The sequence below is a fragment of the Sediminibacterium sp. FW305-C-49 genome, assembly GCF_058231085.1.
Genome location: NZ_JBIQXS010000002.1, coordinates 1,396,223 through 1,420,138 on the forward strand (window position 1 = coordinate 1,396,223; position 23,916 = coordinate 1,420,138).

General features: G+C 41.6%; 20 protein-coding genes. 14 read left to right on the forward strand and 6 right to left on the reverse strand.

Annotated elements, in window-relative coordinates:
• Positions 1-140 precede the first annotated feature (140 nt).
• Genes ACH3Z1_RS13635 through ACH3Z1_RS13665 form a run of 7 tightly spaced genes read left to right on the forward strand, consistent with a single transcriptional unit; the run spans position 141 to position 7,984 of the window.
• Positions 141-2,621 (forward strand): YfhO family protein, encoded by a 2,481-nt coding sequence (locus ACH3Z1_RS13635; protein WP_490822545.1) that lies wholly within the window; start codon positions 141-143, stop codon positions 2,619-2,621.
• Positions 2,621-3,745 carry a glycosyltransferase gene (locus ACH3Z1_RS13640; protein WP_490822546.1) on the forward strand — a complete coding sequence of 375 codons (1,125 nt, stop codon included), beginning with the start codon at positions 2,621-2,623 and terminating at the stop codon, positions 3,743-3,745. The genes ACH3Z1_RS13635 and ACH3Z1_RS13640 overlap by 1 nt, the downstream gene beginning before the upstream one ends.
• Positions 3,746-3,747: 2 nt before the next feature.
• Complete coding sequence (locus tag ACH3Z1_RS13645) at positions 3,748-4,659, forward strand: glycosyltransferase (protein WP_490822547.1); 912 nt, start codon at positions 3,748-3,750, stop codon at positions 4,657-4,659.
• A 58-nt stretch (positions 4,660-4,717) separates the two neighbouring features.
• Entirely contained in the window at positions 4,718-5,317 is a 600-nt protein-coding gene (locus ACH3Z1_RS13650; protein WP_490822548.1) for a class I SAM-dependent methyltransferase, read from the forward strand.
• Positions 5,317-6,210, forward strand: a complete 894-nt coding sequence (locus ACH3Z1_RS13655) for a glycosyltransferase family protein (protein ID WP_490822549.1) — start codon at positions 5,317-5,319, stop codon at positions 6,208-6,210. Before ACH3Z1_RS13650 ends, ACH3Z1_RS13655 begins: the two co-directional genes overlap by 1 nt.
• 38 nt (positions 6,211-6,248) lie before the next feature.
• Positions 6,249-7,157, forward strand: a complete 909-nt coding sequence (locus ACH3Z1_RS13660; protein ID WP_490822550.1) for an FkbM family methyltransferase — start codon at positions 6,249-6,251, stop codon at positions 7,155-7,157.
• Between the two features lie 11 nt (positions 7,158-7,168).
• Complete coding sequence (locus ACH3Z1_RS13665; RefSeq protein WP_490822551.1) at positions 7,169-7,984, forward strand: TylF/MycF/NovP-related O-methyltransferase; 816 nt, start codon at positions 7,169-7,171, stop codon at positions 7,982-7,984.
• 4 nt (positions 7,985-7,988) lie between these two features.
• Here the strand turns inward: ACH3Z1_RS13665 and ACH3Z1_RS13670 are convergent, their stop codons facing one another.
• Entirely contained in the window at positions 7,989-8,897 is a 909-nt protein-coding gene (locus tag ACH3Z1_RS13670; protein WP_490822552.1) for a hypothetical protein, read from the reverse strand.
• A 55-nt stretch (positions 8,898-8,952) separates the two neighbouring features.
• Between ACH3Z1_RS13670 and ACH3Z1_RS13675 the strand changes: the two genes are divergently transcribed.
• Positions 8,953-10,089, forward strand: coding sequence for a glycosyltransferase family 9 protein (locus ACH3Z1_RS13675; RefSeq protein WP_490822553.1), 1,137 nt, complete (start codon positions 8,953-8,955; stop codon positions 10,087-10,089).
• Between the two features lie 95 nt (positions 10,090-10,184).
• Here ACH3Z1_RS13675 and ACH3Z1_RS13680 read toward each other — a convergent pair whose 3' ends face one another.
• Positions 10,185-10,967 (reverse strand): glycosyltransferase, encoded by a 783-nt coding sequence (locus ACH3Z1_RS13680; RefSeq protein WP_490822554.1) that lies wholly within the window; start codon positions 10,965-10,967, stop codon positions 10,185-10,187.
• Positions 10,968-10,974: 7 nt separating this feature from the next.
• Positions 10,975-11,718 carry a menaquinone biosynthetic enzyme MqnA/MqnD family protein gene (locus tag ACH3Z1_RS13685; protein WP_490822555.1) on the reverse strand — a complete coding sequence of 248 codons (744 nt, stop codon included), beginning with the start codon at positions 11,716-11,718 and terminating at the stop codon, positions 10,975-10,977.
• A 59-nt stretch (positions 11,719-11,777) separates the two neighbouring features.
• Here ACH3Z1_RS13685 and purB point away from each other — a divergent pair, with 59 nt between their 5' ends.
• From purB to ACH3Z1_RS13700, 3 genes are all read left to right on the forward strand, one after another.
• Positions 11,778-13,124 (forward strand): adenylosuccinate lyase, encoded by a 1,347-nt coding sequence (purB, locus tag ACH3Z1_RS13690; protein ID WP_490822556.1) that lies wholly within the window; start codon positions 11,778-11,780, stop codon positions 13,122-13,124.
• Positions 13,125-13,248: 124 nt separating this feature from the next.
• Positions 13,249-14,244 (forward strand): bestrophin family protein, encoded by a 996-nt coding sequence (locus tag ACH3Z1_RS13695; RefSeq protein ID WP_490822557.1) that lies wholly within the window; start codon positions 13,249-13,251, stop codon positions 14,242-14,244.
• A 243-nt stretch (positions 14,245-14,487) separates the two neighbouring features.
• Entirely contained in the window at positions 14,488-15,144 is a 657-nt protein-coding gene (locus tag ACH3Z1_RS13700) for a class I SAM-dependent methyltransferase (protein ID WP_490822558.1), read from the forward strand.
• A 74-nt stretch (positions 15,145-15,218) separates the two neighbouring features.
• Here the strand turns inward: ACH3Z1_RS13700 and ACH3Z1_RS13705 are convergent, their stop codons facing one another.
• The 3 genes from ACH3Z1_RS13705 to ACH3Z1_RS13715 form a co-directional block, all read right to left on the reverse strand.
• The gene (locus ACH3Z1_RS13705; protein ID WP_490822559.1) at positions 15,219-15,755 is read right to left on the reverse strand and encodes a DsrE family protein; all 537 of its coding nucleotides are present in this window, start codon (positions 15,753-15,755) and stop codon (positions 15,219-15,221) included.
• 144 nt (positions 15,756-15,899) lie between these two features.
• Positions 15,900-18,149 (reverse strand): Tex family protein, encoded by a 2,250-nt coding sequence (locus ACH3Z1_RS13710; protein WP_490822560.1) that lies wholly within the window; start codon positions 18,147-18,149, stop codon positions 15,900-15,902.
• A gap of 186 nt (positions 18,150-18,335) precedes the next feature.
• Positions 18,336-19,649, reverse strand: a complete 1,314-nt coding sequence (locus ACH3Z1_RS13715; protein WP_490822561.1) for an exonuclease domain-containing protein — start codon at positions 19,647-19,649, stop codon at positions 18,336-18,338.
• Between the two features lie 592 nt (positions 19,650-20,241).
• Here ACH3Z1_RS13715 and ACH3Z1_RS13720 point away from each other — a divergent pair.
• The 3 genes from ACH3Z1_RS13720 to ACH3Z1_RS13730 all read left to right on the forward strand — a co-directional run bounded on the left by ACH3Z1_RS13720 (position 20,242) and on the right by ACH3Z1_RS13730 (position 23,779).
• On the forward strand, positions 20,242-20,487 hold the full coding sequence (locus ACH3Z1_RS13720; protein WP_490822562.1) for a hypothetical protein: 246 nt from the start codon (positions 20,242-20,244) through the stop codon (positions 20,485-20,487).
• A gap of 111 nt (positions 20,488-20,598) precedes the next feature.
• On the forward strand, positions 20,599-23,226 hold the full coding sequence (locus ACH3Z1_RS13725) for a valine--tRNA ligase (protein WP_490822563.1): 2,628 nt from the start codon (positions 20,599-20,601) through the stop codon (positions 23,224-23,226).
• A gap of 55 nt (positions 23,227-23,281) precedes the next feature.
• Complete coding sequence (locus tag ACH3Z1_RS13730; RefSeq protein WP_490822564.1) at positions 23,282-23,779, forward strand: GNAT family N-acetyltransferase; 498 nt, start codon at positions 23,282-23,284, stop codon at positions 23,777-23,779.
• Positions 23,780-23,916: the final 137 nt, after the last annotated feature.

The window sequence follows — 23,916 nt, forward strand, 5'->3', positions numbered from 1 at the left end:
AAGCCTTTCATAATTCCCGGGATACTTGATGAACAGATTGGTTTTTACACAAAATACAATCAAACTCTTTCAATTGAGCCCAAACAGGTAAAAATGAAAGAATTTTTCCTGTAGGTTTGCTGATACTAGAAAAAAACAGCATGAAGCAGTTCCAATGGAAATCTCTATTACCACATGTCATTGCAGTGGGTATCTTTTTAATTATTGCAGTTATTTTTTGTAAGCCTGCCCTTGAAGGAAAAGTATTAAGCCAGACAGATGTATCGCACTGGAAAGGCATGGCGCAGGATCTGTTCAATTACAAAGAAAAACATGGCAACTACCCACTATGGAACAATAACCTGTTTGGAGGAATGCCTGCTTACCAGATTGCCATGGAAGCAGCTAATCCTATTACGCCTATTTATTTCCACCAGTTGTTCATGTTGTTCATGGGCAAACCCATTGGTTACTTTTTCCTGCTTTGTATTGGTTTCTATTTTCTTTCACAGGTCATCGGTACCAAACACTGGATTGGTATACTTGGGAGTATTGCCTATGCTTATGCCACATATGACCCGGTTATTCTTTCTGCAGGACACGATACCAAAATGCAGGCCATGGGTTATATGCCCGCATTACTGGGAGCACTTTGGCTGATCTATAAAAAAGAATATTGGTGGGGAGCAGCATTAACGGCCCTCTTTGCTTTCCTGTTAATTGCCATGAACCACTTGCAGGTGACTTATTATTTCCTGATCATGGCCGGGTTTATGACCGTTGGTTTTATCATACAATGGATCAAACAGAAAGATTACAAACACATGGGTATTTCGCTAGCACTGGCAATATCCATGGGATTATTGGCTGTTGGCCCGAATATCGTATCACTGGCCACTACCAAAGATTATTCAAATGCAACCATGCGCGGTAATGCTACCACGCTCGATTCAACCGGAAAAACAACAGAACGGAAAGGTCTACAAACTGATTATGCTTTTTATTATGGCAGTTATGGTATTGCAGAAACATATACGTTCCTTGTTCCCGGCATTTATGGAGGAAGCAGTGGCGGCGAGCTTGATATTAATTCCAATTTTGCCAAAAAAGCCATCGAGAAAGGTATTCCGGAAGACCAGGCTGCGGCGTTTGCTGGATATATGTCCACTTACTGGGGCCCTCAGCCTATGACTTCGGGTCCTGTTTATTTTGGTGCTGTCATTTGTTTCCTTTTCATACTCGGGTTGGTGTACCTGAAAACATGGCATCGCTGGTGGATACTGGCCGTTTGTGTATTGGCAGTAGTGATGAGCTGGGGAAGCAATTTACTTTCCTTCAATACTTTCCTGTTTAACAACCTGCCACTGTACAATAAATTCCGTGCTCCCAGTATCATACTGATTCTTCCACAACTATTGTTTCCACTGCTGGGGATCTTGGCACTGCAACAATTTTTATTTGAAGAGAAAAACAAAGCGGTTGCGATGGCTGGTTTAAAGAAAGCTATTTATATCACCGGTGCATTTTTGTTAGGTGCAGTACTCCTCTATTTATCATTTGATTTTATTGGTAAGAATGATGAAGCTGTAAAAAATGGTTTAGCTCAGTCATTGGGCGGCAATCAGGACGAAGCGAATAATTTCTATAACGCACTTAAAGAAGATCGCCGTTCATTGTTTGGCAGCGATTTACTAAGAAGTATTTTATTTATCGCTGCCGCAGCGGGTCTATTATGGCTGGCTATTAAAGAAAAATTGAAAACCATTTATGTGCTGATTGCCATACTTGTTTTAAGTTCTGCCGATCTGTTCACCGTAGGCAAGCGCTACCTGAATGAAAGAAATTTTCAGGAGGCAGAAATCGCAAATGAAGGTCAGTTTGCACCAACGGCCATCGATCAGCAAATACTCAGCGACACCACAAAACCACGTGTTTTAAACCTTACAGTAGATCCTTATACAGATGCCTACACTGCATACCATCACCGTTCAGTAGGCGGTTATCATCCGGCTAAACTCAGTATTTACAACGACCTGATCACCTTCCAATTGGCTAAACAGCCCATGAATATGGGTGTGTTGAATATGCTGAATACGCGTTATGTGATTGTTCCCAATCCACAGAACGGTCAGCCTTCTTTACAGGTGAATCCATCGGCACTGGGACATGCCTGGTTTGTAAAGGGTATCCGATATGAAAAAGATGCAGGTGCTGTGATGAAAGCCATGAACCAGTTTTCACCTGCAGATACTGCTATTGTAGAAGAACAATATAAAAATGCAGTACCGTTTGCGCCTGTGTACGATTCTACAGCCAGCATTACACAAGTCATCAATGACAATGATGTGGTTCGTTATCGCTCTATCAGCAACAGTAACCAGTTTGCTGTATTCAGTGAAATTTTCTACGACAGGGGTTGGAAAGCCACCATCGATGGCAAGGAAGCCCCGATTGTAAAAGTGAACTATGTACTACGTGGTCTTGCCGTTCCAGCAGGTAATCATGACATTGTATTTGAATTTAAACCGGCCTCTTATTATAACAGTGCGACGATAGCCGTGATTACATCAGCACCGATCTGGCTATTATTGATATTGGCTGCCTTCTTCTCACTCAGGAAAAAAAGAGAAGAAAAAGCCTGATGAAACAACCCGTTGTTCTCGGCATTATTTCCTATCCGGTGTTTCCGGCACAAATGGGTGGACAGAAATGCGTGGAGGGTTTTTATAAGCAACTCTCCACGCAAACCAAACTGGTACTCGCTGTAGCAAAACAAAACAGAACAGACTGTATACCAAATGCGCATACGGAAAACTTTCTTTTCGATCACTGGAAAGGGTTATTGAATATTGTTTACCTGATAAGACTAATCAGGCTGATCCGCAAACAAAAAGTAGATATCATCATTATTGAACACTCCTACTTTGGATGGCTGGGTCTGCTCCTCCGTTTTTTTACCGGAAAAAAAATGCTGATCCGGTCGCATAATATTGAAGCCTATCGTTTCAGGGATTTACAGCGACCTTTCTGGAAAATTTATTACCGGTATGAACGTTTTGTTCACCGCAAAGCAGATCATAATTTTTTTATCACCGAGGAAGATCTTGGTTATGCCTTGGACAACTGGAAACTCGATCCCAAAAAGTCCAGCGTTGTTACCTATGGTGTTTCTTTAGACAGTGCTGTTCTTGATCTAAAACCTACCCTTCGTAAACGACTCGTTGAGTATTTTAAAATACCGCATAATTGTACCCTATTCCTCTTTAATGGCACACTCAATTACACACCCAATATTGATGCTTTACATGTAATAGTATATGAATTGCTGCCCCGTCTGAGAAATCAACGCTTGTCATTTAGGATTTTTATTTGTGGTAAAAACCTGTCTGTACAATGGGAAAAGGTATTGAAAGAGCAACCCGAACTTATTGTAACAGGTTTTGTAGATGATATATCCATTTTCATGTCGGGTACAGACTGCTCCATTAACCCTGTTACACTGGGTGGAGGCATTAAAACCAAACTGGTAGAAGCATTGGCCTATCACCAGACAGTTATCACCACACAAACAGGAGCAAAAGGCATTCTACCACAATTAACCGGCAATAAAATGAGGATTATTCCGGATTACGACTGGGAACTGTTTGCCAATGCCATGAGCAATTTCAATCCGTACCAGCAGGCCAATACACCTGATCCATTTTTTGAGCGGTATCACTGGCCGGCTATTGTAGAGAAAGCTCTCGTATCTTTGAATCGTTTATGAACATGTCCGTACAGATATCTGTTGTCATCTGCACCTATAACAGGGCTCTCTATTTGTCGGAGGCGCTGGACAGTTTATACCAGCAAACACTTTCAAAAGATTTGTTTGAAGTGATCATTGCCAATAACAATTCAACCGATCATACTGAACAACTGTGTAAACAGTATATAGACACACATCCCGACATGCGGGTTATTTACCTGAATGAAAAGGAACAGGGAGCTTCATTTGCCCGTAACACCGGAGCAGCTATAGCTACATCTCCTCTCTTGTGCTTTATGGACGATGATGCTATTGCGAATGACGACTACTTAAGCCGTATTGTTCAGTTTTTTGATACACATCCTGACTCCGGTGGTTTGGGAGGAAAAATCATTCCCAGGTATATTCCTGCTGAACCGGAATGGATGAGCCATTATGTATCCTCGATGGTGGGCAACTTCGATTATGCACCCCAGGTAGCTGCTTTTAAACCCGGTAAGTACCCGCTCGAATCTAATATGATTGTCCCAAAACGTCTTTTTGACAAAGTGGGCGGTTTTAATACGGCTTTACCCGGTGTAAAAGGCGAATTAAGGATTGGCGGTGAGGGCAAAGATTTCTTTTTCCGTTTACAGGCTTTAGGACACCACATCTATTATGATCCGAATATTGTCGTTCATCATGTGGTGGAAGTAGCTAAGCTTACACCTGCTTACCTTTACCGCGTAGCAAGTGGTTATGGAAGAGGTGAGCGTGTTCGTACTTTACAGAAAAGCATACTGGCTTACCTGTTTAAGATTGTCGAATACCTGTTCAAACTCGGAGCATCATTTATATTGGGCATTTTATACCTGTTACGCGGACAAGCGGCTAAATCATGGCCGGTAATCCGTTTCAGGATTGATGCATTAAAAGGATTATTTAATTTATAAATTTCCCTGCACCGGACTTAAGTCGGTGGTGCAGGGAGTATAATTCATACATTTAAATATGAGTCTGGCAATTACACTGGAAAGAAAAATTAAAGGAACACTAAGTCGCTGGTTTGGCATGCGCTTCGTATCTCCCTCAGAAACATCGAAAGTTCGTCACTGGGTGGCCGCTTATTGTGTGGGCAAAGGTTGTGATATTGGTTTTGGTGGCGATAAAATCATGAAAACAAATTGTGATGGTATCGATTTCCCCCAACCATACACCCATACAGGAAAAGACAAGGTTGATATTGGTGTTGATGTCATCAACAACGAAATACCTGTTCCAGATAATACCTATGATTATGTTTATACGAGTCACCTCATAGAAGATTTTACTGATACGGGTGACGCATTGCGTAAATTCATACGTATTCTGAAATCGGGTGGCAATCTTATTCTGGTATTTCCTGATCAACCCAAATACGAAGTCTATTGCCGTGAAATGGGTATTCCGATGAACCCTTATCATATTCACGCCAATATGGGCTATGACCTGATGTTACAAAAAATGAATGAAGTGCCCGGCATACACTACGAAATATTATTCAGTAGTAACTGTGAGATTGATTACAATGTGGTCATTGTTTTAAAAGTTACCAAACAGAACCAGGCCTGATGTCTTTATTGAAAAAAATATGGATCGACTGGAAACTTTCCTACAATCACCGGCAGAAGGAAAAAAGTTTCGTGAATGGCATTACCCATCCACCACAGGTATTAGCACCGCTTGTACCCATTACAGGTGATACTGTTCACTTTAAACATACAGGTCATGCTGGTGATGTTATCTATTCCATTCCAGCCATGAAAGCACTGGCGAGTGGGAGAAGAATTCATTTGTATTTCGAACTGCATCAACCCAACCGTGACTTTACCAAACAAATGAAGCACCCGAACGGCAACGTAATGCTGAACGAAAAAAGTGTTGCCATGTTTGCGCCTCTCCTGCAGCAACAGCCCGATATTCATCATTTTGGTGCCTGGAGTGGCGAACCCATTCATTATGATCTTACGGCTTTTCGTTCCTTCCCTTTCGATTACCGCATGTATAGTATTACCCGTTGGTATTTTCTCACATTTGCAGTAACTGCCGATCTGGGTAAGCCATGGTTACAGGTGGAGCCCAATAAAAATTTTGCAGACAAAGTTGTACTCGCGAGAAGCAGTCGTTACCATACACCCGGTATTTCATATTCCTTCTTATCACAGTATGCCAACCTCGTTTTTGTAGGCGTACCCGATGAATATGAAGCCATGAAAAAAGAAATTCCCGGGCTACAATATCAATCTGTTAACAATTTTGCCGAACTGGCATCTATCATTGCAGGATCAAAATTATTTATCGGTAACCAGTCATTCCCTTTTTCGCTTGCCGAAGCATTAAAAGTCAAAAGAATACTGGAAGTGTACCATCAATGTCCGAATGTAGTACCTGAGGGGCCCGATGCCTACGATTTTTGTTACCAGCCACAATTTGAAAAGATTGTGTCAGATATCCTCAACAGGTAGTAATATTGCCAGACAACAAGGCCTTTTAAAGTATCTGTATGCGCAAACTGATAAGATCCCTGTTCAATAGTATAGGGTATGATATTGTAAAAGTGAATGTTCACAGTCATAAAAAAGTGAACAGGATCAAGAAAGTAACTGTTGGAAATTATATACTGGAAATGCCCGGAAACAATCCGCAGATCAGTACCTACAAATACGATCCGGGAGCCAATAGCCAGTTAGGACGTTTATCGGCCTGCGTTGCTCAAAAGTACCCCTCCTTATCTGTACTCGATATCGGCGCCAATGTTGGCGATACCATTGCCATTATTAAAACGGCCATTGAATTACCTGTGATCGGTATTGAAGGTGATGATTTTGCTTTTGAGTTCCTGAAAAGGAACACCATGGCATTAAAGAATGTAACGCTGATCAAAACATTCCTGGGAGAAAAAATAGAAAGTAAAAAAGTATCGATGGAAAAATCGGGATGGAACACCACCCTGATTCCCAATGACGATAATGGAGAAACCATCCATCTAAAAACACTGGATGAAGTGCTGGCAGAAGAACACCTGCAAAACAGAACACTGAAATTATTAAAGATAGATTGTGAGGGGTTTGATACCATCATCATTCGCGGCTCCGCCAAACTCATCCGTGAAAAGAAACCGGTTATCTATTTTGAATACAACCGTACCAATATGGATGCCATTGGGGAAGATGGTTTATCTACCCTGCTTACATTAGGAGCAGTTGGTTACCGAAATGTTATTTTCTTTGATAACAAAGGCCGGTACCTCATGAGTGCGCCAATAGACCAGGAAAATGTAATTGCAGACCTGCACCGTTATGCACAGGCCGATAACAGTTGTATTGCCTATTACGACATCTGTCTGTTCCATGAAGATGACAGTGATCTCGCTCAACAATTCATTGAATCGGAAAACAGCTTACAACCCTAATTGCTAAAGGCATGAGTGAACTGAAAAAATTTCTGGTAAAGATCAAGGGATATTTCAAAAAACGTACACCAACACAACGTTTACTGAATCGTATTCATACGCAGGAAATACTGGGCAATATTTTTCACCTCGGATTTTCTTATTGGGGTCCATTTTTTACTGCCTACCAACCCGATTCACATACGGCATTCCAGGCACACCCGGAATTCAAGGAACTGCAAAAAAGATTCTCTGCACATAACCGGCGAAACAATGGTGGTGATACCGCCCGTTTATGGAGTTTTATATTGAACTGTAAACAGGTTTTATCAGAAAATATCCAGGGCGATTTTGCCGAACTAGGTGTCTGGAGAGGTAATACTGCTTCCATTTTAGCACACTATGCAAAAGAGCATAATAGAAGTGTTTTCCTGTTCGACACCTATGAAGGTTTCAGTAAAAAAGACCTGGAAGGTATTGATGCATCCAAAGACACTGACTTCAACAATACATCGATTGAACTGGTTAAACAGGTTATTGGTCCTGCCGTTACGCAATGTTCATTTGTAAAAGGTTTTTTCCCTGATACCATTACCTATGAACATGCCGGCAGACAATATGCCATTGTAAGCCTGGATTGCGATCTGTATGCCCCCACCAAAGCCGGACTTGAGTTTTTCTATGAAAGAATGCCCAAAGGCGGCCTGTTTCTTTTACATGATTACTCCAGTCTCCACTGGGATGGCTCTAAGAAAGCCATTGATGAATTCTGCAAAAGCTCAGGCGAGCATGTAATACTCATGCCCGATAAAAGCGGAAGCGCTTTTATGCGAAAAACAAAAAACTAATTATTTACAAACTGATTGTACGCGGATGTCCCGGTTTGGTATACAGGTGATACCTGGGTGGTTCGTAATGATTGGCTGCTGTAAAGGGGCCTGTAAAATGTGATCCCATAACATCTTCTCTCACGAAATACGCATTTACACCTGCAAAACAGCAAGCGACCAGTTTATACCCCTTCTCTTCACCCAGTTTACAGAGCGATTCAAGACTGGCGCCTGTATTGCTTGACCCATCCCACATGGCAGCAGCGTCATAGTCTACCACAAATTCACAACCTGGCCGATACACTGCATTGTATTCAAGAATAGCCACACGAGGGCGATAACGCTGTATGGCTTTCCATACATGATAATCGTTACGATCAATATCGATCGATAAAAGATCAGGCTCAGCAGGAACACCTGCTTTTTCAAAGAGGTATTCAATGTTTTCAGCCGTTATGAATGCCTGTACCGCTTTCAGATCGCCACGCGCAATCGCTTTAGAACAAGTGGCATGGATAGCTTCAATATTGGACTCACTCCCATCCATCCATAAGCCTTTCCAGCCTTTGTACAATAAATAAGTGCTGTTGGTTTCACTGCCGTTTTCAACCCCAAACTCTACAAAATACTGATTGCTGGTACCAATTCTTCTGAATATTTCTTCGATGATGCCATCATCACCCACTTGCGAAAATGCCTGAAACTCGTAGCGGTTGAGTTTATCGGCCTGTTGGTAGCGTGGATTGTTATACAAATGTGTTTGCAGGTAATCTTCCACCTGTAACATGTTTACCCGGTTCAGTTTGCTATCAATCTGTTCCAGGTTCAGCGTCCGGCGGAGTTTGGTATAGAAACGATTCTTCAGATCACCCAAAAAGCCCATTGTTATAGATTTAATGAGGGTAAAAATACGCATCGTGGGCCAAGTCATAAAATCTGACTTCTTCTGTATTCAGATTGTACATTTGTAAGGATTAGCAAGATTCATGTTAAACCGCATTAAAGGAATTATATACGACTGCATAGTATGGCTGGCCCGTTCGGGTTACAGGCAAAAACCGCTTAAAAATAAACTGCTGATTATTCGGGTGGATGAAATAGGCGATTATATGCTTTGGCGTAATTTTCTGAACGAGATAACCTCTTCTCCCAGGTACCGCGATCACGAAATTCATTTTTGTGGTAACAGAAGCTGGAAAGCTTTGTTTGAGCAGTTTGACAGTTCAACTGTTGATCAACATTTCTGGATCGATAAAATTCGTTTTAAAAAAGAGATCAGGTACCGTTATCGTTTTCTCAGGATGATTTACCTGCAGGGCTATACAACTGTGATCAACCCTGTTTATTCACGCGACAAACGTTACGACGACAGCATTGTAAGAGCGGCCAAAGCCAAGGAAAATATTGGTATGCTGGCCAATACGGAAAGTGTACAATCTTATGAATTGGGATACGACAAAGGTTTATATACGCGGCTTTTTGATCATCCTCACAAACCCCTGTTCGAGTTTTACCGGAACAGAATGTTTACAGAATTTGTAACAGGTATGTACTCATCTGTTGTTGATACAAGTGTCCCTTCCGCTTTATTGCCGGCTTACCAGGGTTTGCCTGAAAACTATGTCGTTATTTTCCCCGGGTCAAGAAGCAAAACAAGAATATGGCCTACGGACAATTTCATTCAGGTGATGTCTTATCTCTATGAACAAAAAGGATCAACAGCCGTGGTTTGTGGTGCTGCAGGTGATAAACCATTTACAGATGCTTTTTGCAACGCGTATAACTATCCGCTACTTAATCTTACCGGGAAGACTTCCCTACCTGAAATGCTCTCCGTGCTGAAAAAGGCATCTATGTTATTATCAGTAGACACTGGTTCTGTTCACCTGGCCGCTGCTGTAGGATGCCCTGTAACCGGCATTTTCAATGGATCGCAGTATAAACGTTTCGCGCCTTATCCAAAAGAATTGTCACCAGATTTTATCGCAGTTTATCCCGAGCAGATTCAATCAGATTTGCAAAATGAAGCAACAGTAAGAACCAACTATGAATTTGTGGTAGACATCCCTTACGATTCAGTAACAGCAGTGCAGGTAATTGATAGGATCAGGAATAGGTTATAGTTTTTTTTGGCTGCGAGCTATGAGCCGTGAGCTACGAGCTTCAATATTATTATACTCGCTGCTCACAGATCATCGCCACAACAAAGCCCTAGGCTTCACCAGTTCTCCAGTCCCATTTTTTTCTTCCACCTAAACAGCCATTGACCAAAACCACTTTGCAGTAAATAATGCAGAAGCTTCAAACGTAACTGCCACAATTCAAGTTTCAGTGAGCGGCCAAAATATGATTCGTATACTTTTTTACTTTCAGCCAGCGATCGGAGATACTGCGTGGAGCTGATACCGGTATCATCAAAAACGGCAATGGTGGCAGGTATATATTGATAGGGTTCGTTGCCCATACGACACATCATATCATAATCCATGGCAATTTTATACTCCGATTTAAAACTGCCCACTCTTCCATACACTTCCTTTTTTACAAACCAGGTGGGGTGCAGAACACTCCGCATACCTCTGTATAATTTTGTTCGTTCAAAAGGCTTTCCTACCACTACTTTTTCTCCGCCACGTATCAGTTCAATATTCCCACTGATCCATTGCACATCTGGATGTGTCTGGAAAAATGCTGCCACTACCGAAAGCACTTCACTACGCGCATAGATATCTCCTGCATTCAGCAAGTGTGTAACAGGCCCGGCTGCTTTTTGTATTCCTTTGTTGAAAGCATCAGCAATCCCCTTATCTCTTTCATTGATCCATTTACGGTAAGATGGCTGGGGTGTTTTTTCTAACCAGTCGGCTATCTCATTGTTTGTAGACCCATTGATGATCCAATGCTCTTCCGGATAAACCGTTTGTGCATCTACAGATGCACAGGTTTTTTGTACATCAGTCAGGTTATTGAAACAAATGGTGATTACTGAAATACCTGCCATAGCGTTATCAGAGTTGAGCTAATTTTTGCAGAAACAGGTCAAGCCCTTTCCGTTTCCTTTCATCTAATGTATAACTGATATTCTGTGTATAGTATTTTTTGAGGTCATAATCTGTAAAATCCAATCCATCTACCACCTCATCTAAATGCTGGATACCATATGCATTGGCCCGGTTAAAAGCATCTTCAAAAGCTTCATCAACAGGTTTATTGGCTATCCATGCCGCAAATACAAAGGGTAAACCGGTGTGTTGTTGCCATGCTTCACTCAGATCGTAATAATAAGCCGATTTTTTATGTTGCGATAATGCCCTGTCGCCAATGACTACTGCAGCAGTCGTTCCCTTAATCAGGTGCCGGTAATCTTCGCTGGCCTGTTCAATCGCTACTTCCTTTTTCCAGTATTCCTTTAAGAGAATCCTGGCAAGGTTCACCGAAGTCCTGCTCTGGTAATCGAGTATCAGTGTCTCCACCTGCTCAAGCGCCACTTCACTGAAGATACCCACCGATTCAACCCTACCCACTGCACCAATACAATAATTAGTAATGATATGCGCTTCCTGTAAGCGGGGTATTATGGCTACAGGAACCAGTCCTATATCAATTTCATCGTTCAACAGCATGGAAGCTATATTGGCCGGGAAATCGGCCACTAAGTCTACTTTCTGTACAAGACCTGAACGTTGAACACCAAACATCATCGGGCGGGTATTCAAATAACTAACGGCTCCAATCCTTAATCTCTTGTCCAATTCAGCTAAATTTGCATGCAAAGAAAACCAATAATCAATAAATAACCTCAAAAACGCAGATGGAACTCACACCACTTACCGCTGTTACACCTATTGATGGCCGTTACCGTAAACAGGTGCAGCATTTAGATGACTTTTTTTCTGAGTATGCGCTCATCAAGTACAGGGTACTGGTTGAAATAGAATATTTCTTTTTCCTGGCCGATAAACGCTTTTTCAAACTACCTCCCAAAGCACGTATTCAGCTCAAAAAAGTACTGGATGGTTTCAGTATCGACGATGCCCAGCAGATTAAACAGATTGAATCTGTTACCAACCATGATGTAAAAGCAGTGGAATATTTCCTGAAAGAACAGTTAGACAAAGCAGGTATCAGCCATCTGAAAGAGTGGATCCATTTCGGACTCACTTCACAAGACATCAATAATACTTCCATACCACTGAGCTGGAAACATTGTATGGAACATGAATACCTCCCTTCACTGATTAACCTGCAGAATCATTTATACCAGTTGGCCGTTCAGTGGAAAGATATTCCCATGCTGGCCCGTACCCATGGACAACCCGCTTCTCCTACCCGTTTGGGTAAAGAGATCATGGTCTTTGTTGAAAGACTGAACCACCAGGTAGAGTTATTTGCCAGTATTCCTTATGCTGCCAAATTTGGTGGTGCCACAGGCAATTTCAATGCTCACCATATTGCTTTCCCTAAAAAGAACTGGGTTGCGTTGGGTAACGATTTTGTGGAAAATACGCTGGGGTTACAAAGAATGCAGTTCACCACCCAGATTGAACATTATGATAGCCTTGCCGCTCATTTTGATGCATTAAAACGCATCAATAATATACTGACCGATTTATGTCGCGATATCTGGACCTATATCAGCATGGATTATTTCAAACAGAAGACCAAAAAAGGGGAAGTGGGTTCATCGGCCATGCCACATAAGGTAAACCCGATTGATTTTGAAAATGCAGAAGGCAATTTGGGTATGGCAAATGCTTTACTGGAGCATCTTTCAGCCAAACTACCCATCAGTCGTTTACAACGCGATCTTACCGATTCTACGGTTTTAAGAAATATTGGTTCTCCTGTGGCACATATTGCCATTGCTTTTAAATCGATCGAAAAAGGATTGGGTAAACTGGTATTGAATGAAGCTAAACTGAAAGAAGACCTGGAGAACAACTGGGCTGTGGTGGCAGAAGCTATTCAAACCATTTTAAGAAGAGAAAACTATCCGAATCCTTATGAAGCATTAAAAGACCTTACACGTGGCAATCATAAGATCGATAAAAAAACCATGCAGACTTTTATTCAGTCACTCAAAGTAAGTGCAGCAGTGAAGAAAGAATTGAAAGCCATTACACCTTCAAATTATACAGGCGTAAACCCCGACTTTTAACCTTCTTTCTGTGCCCCGCTGTGCCTTCAGTGGCAAATACTTTCGGACTTTCGGTCTTGCTGACTTTCGGACGTTTTTGCCACTGATGACACAGAAAACACAGAAGTTTTCTTAACTTTTCTTCATGCATATCGGAAACCACTACAAACTAAGCGAGTTTCTTTTCTGGACGAGAAGAGATATTTATCGCCTGCTACTCTTTGCCAGTATTCCTACCGCTTTATATCATTTCTTGGGTTGGACCTGGCTGGCCATTCCCTGGGTACCCATTGCCATGATTGGTACTGCTGCCGCTTTTATCATTGGTTTTAAAAATACCCAAACCTATAACCGTTTATGGGAAGCGAGGCAAATATGGGGTGGTATTGTAAACAGCAGCAGATCGTGGGGCATGCTGGTTAAGGATTTTGTTGGTAATACAGAACAACAGAAAGCTGTTCATCAGGAATTGATCTATCGGCATATTGCCTGGCTCACTGCATTACGTTACCAGCTCAGGGAAACAAGACCCTGGGAAAACATCAATAAAATATACAACCTCGAATACAGGAGATTTTATTCCATTCCTGAACACCATACGCCTTTTGAAGAAGCTTTACAACCCTATTTGAGCGACAGTGATTTTCAATATGTATGGGGTAAGAAAAACAGGGCCACCCAAATCATCAGCCTGCAATCGGCTCAATTAAAAAAACTGAAAGATGCCGGATTGATCGACCCATTAAATTATGTGGAACTGGAAAACCAGCTTGTACAGTTATATGACCTGCAGGGTCGTTGTGAAAGAATAAAAAACTTTCCTTACCCTCGGCAATTTGCAAGCATTAACCTGTTTTTTATCAGGCTTTTTACTTTTATGGTGCCACTGGGTTTATTACAGGAATTTCACAAGTTGGGTGAGTATATGATCTGGTTGAATATTCCGTTTAGTGTTTTGGTGAACTGGGTATTTAATACCATGGAAAAAATCGGGGAAGCCACCGAAAACCCATTTGAAGGCAATGCCAACGATGTTCCCATCAGCACACTCAGCAGAACCATTGAAATTGATCTGAGAGAAATGCTGGATGAAAAGACTATTCCGCAACCACTGGCAGCTATGAACAGTATTCAGATGTAATGGACTTTGAATTTTTGATCTTTAATTTTTAAACTATATCACTTCAAAAACTGGAGCTGCAACCATCATCAACCAGCCTCTAGAAAACCATTTTTTCATTTGTTCCAATTTTTAGTATTAAAAGATACAACCGATCCTTATTTCATTTCTTTTTTTGCTTAAAAACAGATAAGAGGTCTTGCTATTTGGGCATTCAGTAAGGAATAAACTGATTTAGAGTATTTTGTGCCCAATTCAACAGGCATGAAAAAGAAATTGAAATGGCGCCTTGCCCAGGAGCTGGAATATAAATGGTGGCAACAATATCTTCACAAAAAAGATCCCACTCAATATCTCCAACAGAAAAAAACATATTGGCTTAAGGTTTTATCTTCCTTAGAGGAACCTATTTTAAAAGAAACCAACCAGTTCATTCTCGATGCAGGCTGTGGTCCGGCAGGTCTGTTCATGGTATTAGAAAATCACCAGGTTGTGGCTTTGGATCCGTTATTGGAACGATATAAAAACCTGCCGCATTTTAACGCAGATGCCTATCCCTGGACAACATTCATACAATCACCCCTTGAATTACTTTCCGACAAAGAACAATATGATATTATTTTTTGCATGAACGCCATTAATCATGTAAATGATATTACATTATGCTGTCGCCGTTTATTTGATGCATTAAAACCGGGCGGGTACCTTGTTCTGTCAACAGATGCACATAAATTTTCGTTATTAAAAAAAATATTTCAGTGGTTACCGGGTGATATGCTGCACCCGGTTCAATTAGATATCAGCGAATACCAGCAACACCTCACTGATCTTCATTTAGAGATCAAAAAAAGTATCAAATACAAAGAAACAGGAATATTTAATTATTACATATTGATTGCCCGGAAAAAGGAACAAGTTTAGCTGTGAATTTTGATCTATGATTCTTTTGATTTAAGGCTATCTCAAATCAAAAGAATCATAGATCAAAAATTACCCTACCATTTAATCACCGCATACCCCTTCAACTGATAAGTCGTGATGGTAGTTAAGGCTGAAGTAGCCACTCCAACACCTGCTGCCAGTGTTGATGGATCAATCCCTCTTTTCTTAAGGGTCTGACCACATACCACAATCTTAACACCTGCTTCCAGCAAGGCTTTGATCATGGGTAAGTTTGGGTTGTCTACTTTATATCTCGCGCGATATGCTTCGTTGTTCAAAACGGTATAACCGGCTGCATTGTGTACAGCCATCACCATATTGATTTTTTCTTTCGGCACCCCACCTACCCCATGCAGGTTCAGTAAAGTACAGGCTGCTTCAATACCAAGGTTAATAGTATCTGCTTTACTACTGGCCATTACCAGATCGACCAGGAGCTTATAATTGAGTTTGGGATCTGGCTTTTCTACTGCATCGGGTATTTCGTATACAGCGCCAAAATCTTTAATGATGGGATTTACTTTATTATCCTGTGCAAAAGATGCACTAAAGAGCATAGTGCCAAATAACAGGCAGATCATTTTTTTCATGGTACTTATTTAAAGGATACAAGATAACTGAAGTTCCTTATTCATAGCTACCATTCATCAACTCATTCTCTTACCTATCTTCTGCCCAAAGAGGTAAGAGAATCGCGCCGATACAGGTTATTGACCCATATCGGCGCGATTCTCTTATTTTCCGAATTTTTTCTTCAATGCATTCAGCGCATCATCCACGCTCATAGCAGAAAGGTCTTCTTCTTTTTTTACTAATGCAGAACCATTGGATCTTGTACCCTTGTTAGCTTGGGTCTTTACGCTTACTCCTTCCTCGGTTTGTTTGATAGATAAAGCAATTCGTTTGCGCGCCACATCTACCTCCATCACTTTTACATTTACTTTCTGCCCCAGCTTCAGTGCCTCACCCGGATCGCTGATATAACGATGGGCTATTTCGCTTACGTGCACCAGTCCATCCTGTTTTACACCAATATCAATAAAAGCGCCAAAGCGTGTAAGATTGGTTACCATACCAGGTACTACCATTCCCACATGAACATCTTCTATTTTATAAATCTGTGCAAATTCAAATTGTTCAAGTTCATTGCGCGGATCGAGTCCGGGTTTCTTTAATTCATGCAGGATATCGCGAAGTGTGAGTTCGCCAAACTGTTCGGTCACATATTGTTTGGGGTCGATCTTCGAAACCAGTGCTTCATTTCCGATCAATTCTTTCACACCAACATTTAATGCTGCGGCCATTTTCTCTACAATAGGATATGCTTCCGGATGCACGGCGCTTGCATCAAGTGGGTTACTGCCATCTTTGATTCGTAAAAACCCTGCACACTGCTCAAATGCTTTCGCTCCCAGTCGTGGCACTTTCAGTAACTGCCCCCTGTCTTTAAACCCACCCAACTCTGTTCTGTACCGGACAATATTATCGGCCATGGTTCCACCAATACCACTTACATAGGCCAGCAAATGTTTACTGGCGGTGTTCAGGTTTACACCCACTGTATTCACACAACTCACCACCGTTTGATCGAGTCTTTCTTTTAAACGAAACTGGTTTACATCATGCTGGTATTGACCAACACCTATACTTTTCGGATCAATTTTTACCAGTTCTGCAAGTGGGTCCATCAATCTTCTGCCAATACTTACCGACCCACGAACCGTTACATCATGGTCGGGAAATTCTTCTCTTGCTGTTTCAGATGCAGAGTATACCGATGCACCATCTTCATTGACCAAAAAAACAGGCAGTCCAAGGCTGAGTTTTTTAATAAACTGTTCTGTTTCCCTGCCTGCTGTACCATCACCAATAGCAATGGCTTCTACCTTAAACTGCTCCACCAGTTTTTTAATCTTATGTTCACTTTCGTAAATGCGGTTGTTTTCATGGATATAAATCAGATCTGTTGTTTGCAGGTCACCTTTATTATCAAGACAAACCACTTTACATCCGGTACGATAACCCGGATCAATCGCTAAAATATTTTTTCTACCCAATGGCGCACTCAGTAATAACTGTCTGAGATTTTCAGCAAATACGGTAATCGCTTCTTCATCGCCTTTCTGTTTCAATGCCGTTCTGAACTCTGATTCGAGGCTGGGTTGCATCAATCTCCGATAGGCATCACGAATGGCTTTTTTCAGGTGTTCAGACCATGGACTCATTCCTTTTACATATTGCTGCTCCAGAAGATACAACGCATCTTCTTCCTGTGGCGCAATACTCATCCGCAACACCCCTTCCAGAAAACCACGCAGAATGGCCAGGATACGGTGTGAAGGAATTTTATGGATAGGTTCAGAAAAATCGAAATAGTCTTTGTATTTAATACCTTCTGTTTCTTTATCAGTAAGTACTTTACTCTGCATGGTTGCCGTATCTTCAAACAGTTTACGCATTTTGGCACGTACTTCTGCATTCTCATTCACGAGTTCTGCAATAATATCTCTTGCACCCTGTAAAGCTTCATCAGCAGAACTTATTTTTTCATTGATGTATTTTGTGGCTTCTGCTGTTACATCATCCTGCTGTTGGGCCAGCATGGTTTCTGCCAAAGGCTCCAGACCATTTTCCCTCGCTGTCTGCGCCTTGGTTTTACGTTTGGGTTTATAAGGCAGGTAAATATCTTCCAGTGCTGCGAGTGTAGTAGCTGCATCCATCTTTTTCTGCAGCTCCTCCGTCATTTTACCTTGCTCGGTGATGGCTTTTTCGATGAAAGTTTTTCTTTCCGTAAACTCTTTTAAGAATTTAGCTTCATCCTGAATCTGCTGGATCTGGACTTCATCCAATCCACCTGTTTTGTCTTTTCTGTATCGCGCTATGAATGGAATGGTAGCGCCTTCTTCAAATAATTCCAATACTGCTTCTACCTGTACCACTCTCAGGTTCAGTTTGGCAGCAACCAATGGTGCAAAATTCGACATGAACAATTACCGTTTTAAAGTTTTAAAGGGGAGCGAATGTAGGGGGAAAACAGGTGTTAAAAAAAAGATGTGGAAAAGGAGTTTGGAAGACCGGAAGTCGGTAAGACCGAAAGTCCGAAAGATAAACTTAATGAAAGATGCTGTCTCCTGACTTTCCGACTTCCGGTCTTTCGGACGCTCCACCACCTAGGCTATCCGAATAACTTTTGCAGGATAACGTTCTGTAAAACTCCTGATCATAGAACGGATGGCTTCATTTTCCGGATAGCTGGTCAGGTGTTCCTTTAATACATCCAGTGCTTCGATCTGAATATCCTGATCGGGTGTACCCATGCCATAAAACACCCCGTTTTCTACCAGTACACAGGCAGTTTTATCGCGGATGATGAATGTTTCTTTCTGATCAATCGTCCATTGAATGGCTTCCCGCACTTTTCCATTGTACCATTCCACTTCCGGCCATTCTTTTTGTTCTGTCATATCCAGAAAACAAAGCGCTGCATTTAATTCAAATGTTTTCACCATCTTCCATAACATGCGATGGGCATCGGCCAGTAAAGCAAATGACAACAGTGGTTGCAGGTATTTTCTTTTTTTATCGATGGCCAGTCGCAGGTAACCACGGTTGTCTTCAAACATATAAATGCCCCACACCTGTTCAAATCTTTTCTGGCTCTTGTTATGTGCCGGCCAGAGTCGTTTTATTTCAACGCTTTCAAAAAGAGAAGCGATAAACTCGGTCGGACATTCCACATGTGAAATCCGGTGCACGGTTCTTAACAGTTCCTGGCGTTTTTTACTGGTATCCAGACCGGTAAAATGGCTCAAAACCCTTTTTTTAAGGTTTTTGGCTTTTCCTACATAAATCACTTTGTCTTTCTGGTCGTGGAAATAATAAACCCCGGGTAATTGCGGCAGGTTTTTAACCTGGTGTTCGGGTAAATGAGCAGGAAGGGTTTGACTATGGTTGTCTCTTTTTAGTAACTCTTTGATAAGCCGCATGCCATTGTTCTGCAAAACCAGGTCAAGTATCTGTGCCGTAGCGATGGCATCGCCACCAGCACGATGCCGGTTGGTGATCTGGATGTCTAATTCCCTGCATAAATGTCCAAGCCCATATTTCCGAAACCCTGGGAACACTTTCCGGGCCAGTCGAATGGTGCAGAGTTTAGACACATTTAATTGATAACCTGCCTGTTGCAAATGACACTTCACAAAAGAGTAGTCAAAATTCACATTATGCGCCACAAAAATCCGGTCTTTCAGCAGGTTGTAAATATGGGGAGCCACCTCCTCAAAAGAAGGTGCTTCAGCTACCATTTTGTCCGAAATGCCCGTCATATTGGCGATATAGGGTGGAATGGGCTGGTGAGGATTGATCAGTGTTTCGTAGCGCCCTTCCACTTCTGTTCCATTATGCAGTACAATGGCTATTTCTGTCATTCCATGTTGCTCTGGAAAGCCGCCGGTGGTTTCAATATCTACAATCGCAAACTGCATAAATCAGGCTTGTAAATTCGGTAATAATCACTTATCTTACAAACAAAGAATTTTAAATCTCCCCTTTAGCCCCGGAATTGACTGTCAGCCTGGTATTTCTTTCGATGTATTATATCCTCTGAAAGACCGTAAAACCTTTTTTACGTACCAAACTTGCTTGCCATGTCTAACACAAAATCTCATTTTCACCTGAGTGAAAATGCCCGCAATGCCACTATTGTGGCCCTCATCCTGGTTGTAGTGGTAGTGATTTCGTATTTTGAATGGAGAGGCCGGGCTTAAAAATTGTTGCTGCTGATTCTATTTAACGCTGTGGTTAACACTATGTAACCTGTGGCTATTTTTGCCATAGGGTGAACAGTGCAGGCCACAGCGTTTTTTATTTGTGTCAAAGCTGTATTACTGAAAAAGACAATGATTCAATAGAAAAAACGTTTATCAGGTTGTAATAAATCAGGCTGGCAACAGACTTATAAAAAAAGTTTGACCAAAACTGTAACCTAAGGTCTTAATAAACGTTAGGTATAATTAACAATGATTAACCTGTTATTGACAAATACAGGATTAGCTTTGCACCAGAAAACAAACTGACATGAAGAATATTATACTGATCTGCCTGCTGATCGCTTTTACCGGATGTAGCGGTAACCAGATCCGTATGCTTTGTAAGAATACCGGTAAAAAACTAGCCAGTTGCTGTACATCGATGACGATCCAGAAAAAAGAGGCTTTAGAAGCAGGTATAACTGCCGATTCGAAAGAGGAAAAACAATCACGCTACCAGGCCCCTGCCGCCATCTCCTTATTGGAATGGAATGAAGCGGTTCATGTTTGGTAATGAAGATCCCTACCCATATATCAGAAACCACGCCAGCGTGGTTTTTTTATGTGCATACCCATCTGCCCCCGGTTTTTCGTAAGTTTGCCACCCGTAAAAACAAGATCAGGAATGGAATTGAGCAAGAACTATTTACCAGGTGATATTGAAGCCAGATGGTACCAGCATTGGTTAGACAAAGGTTATTTTAACAGCAGCCCCGATCATCGGGAGTCTTTTACTGTGGTAATCCCTCCGCCCAATGTTACCGGTGTATTACATATGGGCCATTGTCTGAACAATACCATCCAGGATATTCTTGTTCGTCGTGCGCGTATGCAGGGCAAAAATGCGTGCTGGGTACCCGGTACGGATCACGCATCTATTGCTACGGAGGCCAAAGTAGTAGCCATGCTACGGGAAAGAGGTATCGCCAAATCATCTATCGGCCGCGAAGAGTTCTTGCAGTATGCCTGGGAGTGGAAGGAAAAATATGGCGGTATCATTTTACAGCAGTTAAAGAAAATGGGTTGCAGTCTCGACTGGAGCCGTACTTCTTTCACCATGGATGATGCTTATTACAAATCGGTCATCAATGTATTTGTTGATCTGCATAAAAAAGGGCTGATCTATCGTGGCAAACGCATGATTAACTGGGATGTAAAAGCCAAAACAGCTTTAAGTGATGAAGAAGTAATCTATAAAGAAGTTCAGAGCAAATTGTACTATGTACGTTACCAGGTAGCCGAAAGCGATGAATATATCACCATCGCCACGGTTCGCCCTGAAACCATTTTAGGCGATACCGCTATTTGTGTGAACCCCGATGATGAACGTTACAAACATTTACATGGTAAATATGCCATCGTTCCGTTAATCGGCCGTCGTATCCCCATCATCACTGATGAATACGTAACCACCGATTTTGGTACCGGCGCATTGAAAGTAACACCGGCACATGATATGAATGATTACCAGTTGGGACAAAAACACCAGCTTGAAGTAATCGACACCATGAACGACGATGGTACATTAAGTGAAGCAGCGCAGTTATATATTGGCGAAGACCGGTTGGAGGTACGTAAAAAAATTGTACCGGAACTGGAAAGCAAAGGACATATTGTAAAGATTGAAGATTATACCAACCAGGTTGGTTTTAGCGAAAGAACAGCTGCTGTTGTAGAGCCGAGACTCAGTTTGCAATGGTGGGTAAGTATGAAAGAACTGGCGGCACCTGCTTTAAAAGCGGTGATGGATGAAGAAATACAGTTTCATCCAGCCAAATTCAAAAACCTCTACCGTCATTGGATGGAGAATATCAAAGACTGGTGCATCAGCCGCCAGCTCTGGTGGGGCCATCGCATTCCAGCCTGGTATGCACCTGATGGACGTTATGCAGTAGCAGCCTCCAAAGAAGAAGCATTCATTCAACTGAATTCCACTGACCATTCAGCATTCACCATTGACGATCTCCGTCAGGACGATGACTGTCTCGACACCTGGTTCTCCAGTTGGCTCTGGCCTTTTGAAGTGTTTAAAGGATTATCTGAACCCGGCAATGCAGATGTAAAATATTATTATCCAACCAACACATTGGTAACTGCACCTGAAATCATTTTTTTCTGGGTAGCAAGAATGATCATGGCTGGTGAGGAATACATGAAGCAGATACCATTTAAAAATGTGTATTTCACAGGTATTGTAAGAGACAAACAGGGAAGGAAGATGAGTAAGAGTCTGGGTAATTCACCAGACCTGCTGGCTTTGATTGATCAGTATGGTGCAGATGCAGTACGCTTTGGCATCATGATCTCCTCTCCTGCCGGTAATGATATTTTATTTGATGAAACTGCCTTGGAACAGGGCCGCAATTTCAACAATAAACTCTGGAATGCGCTCAAACTTATCAAAAGCTGGGAATCGCGCATAGAAAGCGCAAAGCCTGCAGCGCAAAGCCCGCAACCTTCCTCCTTCGCTACCGAATGGTTTGAATCGCGTCTCAACCAGGCTAAACAGGAAGTAGAAACTTTGATGCAGCAGTTCAGACTCAGTGAAGCGCTGAAAACTTTGTACTCACTGATATGGGATGATTTCTGTAGCTGGTACCTCGAATGGGCCAAACCAGGTTTTGAACAACCTGTTGATCCGGTTATCTACGCAAAAACAATCGGATATTTTGAAGAAATGATGCAGCTACTGCATCCTTTTATGCCTTTTATCAGCGAAGAAATTTATCAGTTGTTAAGAACACAGCAGGAAGACCTTTGTGTAAAACAACAAACAGCTATTGGCACATCCAACAAAGCTATGCTGGAAGCTGGTGAATTACTGAAACAGGTAATTTCTGCACTGCGTGATGCGAGAAACAAAAACCAGATCAAACCAAAGGATCCGATTAAACTGCATATTGAAACAGCCGATCAGACTCCTTATAAAAATATCATTGGTATTCTTTCCAAACAGGTAAATGCTGAAACCATTGATTTTGAAATAGCCACCACTAATATGATTGTTGTGGCAGTAGAGAAAGACAAATTCTTTATTGAAACAGAAAAACAGTTAGATACAACAGCATTAAAAGCCGAACTCATAAAAGACCTCGACTACCAGAAAAACTTCCGCGACAGTGTTTTAAAAAAACTCGGTAACGAGCGTTTTGTACAGAATGCAAAACCTGAAGTGGTAGAACTGGAGCGGAAAAAAATGGCTGATGCGGAGGCAAGGATTAAAAACATAGAAGAAAGTTTAAAAAATTTATAGCAGTTTAACGCTGCATAGTTTAATAGGATCAAAAAAGATTAAATTATCCACTTGCATGGCTCCTTCTCTGCATATACGAACTGCAAATGATAACGACAGGGAATGCATTCGCCAGATAGCAGAAATTACTTGGCCCGTAGCTTATGGAGAAATTATATCACAGGAGCAAATACGTTATATGCTCGATATGATTTATTCTGATGAAGCATTGCTTGAACAGATGAAAAAAGGGCACCAGTTTTATATAGCAGAATATCAGGAGCAGGCGATTGGTTTTGCATCTGTTTCTCTTGAAGGAGAAGAAGGCTGCAAACTCAACAAACTATATATCCTGCCTACTATCCAGAAAACCGGTGCCGGCAAAGCATTGTTACAGGAAGTCATCAACTACACCCGTTCAAAACAGCAGACCCGTTTGTTTTTGCAGGTAAACAAAGAAAACAAAGCCAAAGATTTTTATAACAGGATGGGCTTTGTGGTTGAAAAAGAATATAAACTGGATATCGGAGGTGGTTTTTTTATGGATGATTATATTATGTCAACCACCGTTTAGTTTTTACCTGCAAATAGGGCGAAATACGTATGGCTGAATTTGCCCATGAACAATTTGCCAGTACCCAACTCCATCAGCTTGGCTGGATAACTGTATCAGATTATAATATTTTTGATTTGTCGACATCTCCCTTTAAA

Bases quoted from the DNA above. Each gene is read 5' to 3' on its own strand.
- ACH3Z1_RS13635 (WP_490822545.1), top strand. From the start codon at position 141: ATGAAGCAGTTCCAATGGAAATCTCTATTACCACATGTCATTGCAGTG.
- ACH3Z1_RS13640 (WP_490822546.1), top strand. From the start codon at position 2,621: ATGAAACAACCCGTTGTTCTCGGCATTATTTCCTATCCGGTGTTTCCG.
- ACH3Z1_RS13645 (WP_490822547.1), top strand. From the start codon at position 3,748: ATGTCCGTACAGATATCTGTTGTCATCTGCACCTATAACAGGGCTCTC.
- ACH3Z1_RS13650 (WP_490822548.1), top strand. From the start codon at position 4,718: ATGAGTCTGGCAATTACACTGGAAAGAAAAATTAAAGGAACACTAAGT.
- ACH3Z1_RS13655 (WP_490822549.1), top strand. From the start codon at position 5,317: ATGTCTTTATTGAAAAAAATATGGATCGACTGGAAACTTTCCTACAAT.
- ACH3Z1_RS13660 (WP_490822550.1), top strand. From the start codon at position 6,249: ATGCGCAAACTGATAAGATCCCTGTTCAATAGTATAGGGTATGATATT.
- ACH3Z1_RS13665 (WP_490822551.1), top strand. From the start codon at position 7,169: ATGAGTGAACTGAAAAAATTTCTGGTAAAGATCAAGGGATATTTCAAA.
- ACH3Z1_RS13670 (WP_490822552.1), bottom strand. From the start codon at position 8,897: ATGACTTGGCCCACGATGCGTATTTTTACCCTCATTAAATCTATAACA.
- ACH3Z1_RS13675 (WP_490822553.1), top strand. From the start codon at position 8,953: ATGTTAAACCGCATTAAAGGAATTATATACGACTGCATAGTATGGCTG.
- ACH3Z1_RS13680 (WP_490822554.1), bottom strand. From the start codon at position 10,967: ATGGCAGGTATTTCAGTAATCACCATTTGTTTCAATAACCTGACTGAT.
- purB (WP_490822556.1), top strand. From the start codon at position 11,778: ATGGAACTCACACCACTTACCGCTGTTACACCTATTGATGGCCGTTAC.
- ACH3Z1_RS13695 (WP_490822557.1), top strand. From the start codon at position 13,249: ATGCATATCGGAAACCACTACAAACTAAGCGAGTTTCTTTTCTGGACG.
- ACH3Z1_RS13700 (WP_490822558.1), top strand. From the start codon at position 14,488: ATGAAAAAGAAATTGAAATGGCGCCTTGCCCAGGAGCTGGAATATAAA.
- ACH3Z1_RS13705 (WP_490822559.1), bottom strand. From the start codon at position 15,755: ATGAAAAAAATGATCTGCCTGTTATTTGGCACTATGCTCTTTAGTGCA.
- ACH3Z1_RS13710 (WP_490822560.1), bottom strand. From the start codon at position 18,149: ATGTCGAATTTTGCACCATTGGTTGCTGCCAAACTGAACCTGAGAGTG.
- ACH3Z1_RS13715 (WP_490822561.1), bottom strand. From the start codon at position 19,649: ATGCAGTTTGCGATTGTAGATATTGAAACCACCGGCGGCTTTCCAGAG.
- ACH3Z1_RS13720 (WP_490822562.1), top strand. From the start codon at position 20,242: ATGAAGAATATTATACTGATCTGCCTGCTGATCGCTTTTACCGGATGT.
- ACH3Z1_RS13725 (WP_490822563.1), top strand. From the start codon at position 20,599: ATGGAATTGAGCAAGAACTATTTACCAGGTGATATTGAAGCCAGATGG.
- ACH3Z1_RS13730 (WP_490822564.1), top strand. From the start codon at position 23,282: ATGGCTCCTTCTCTGCATATACGAACTGCAAATGATAACGACAGGGAA.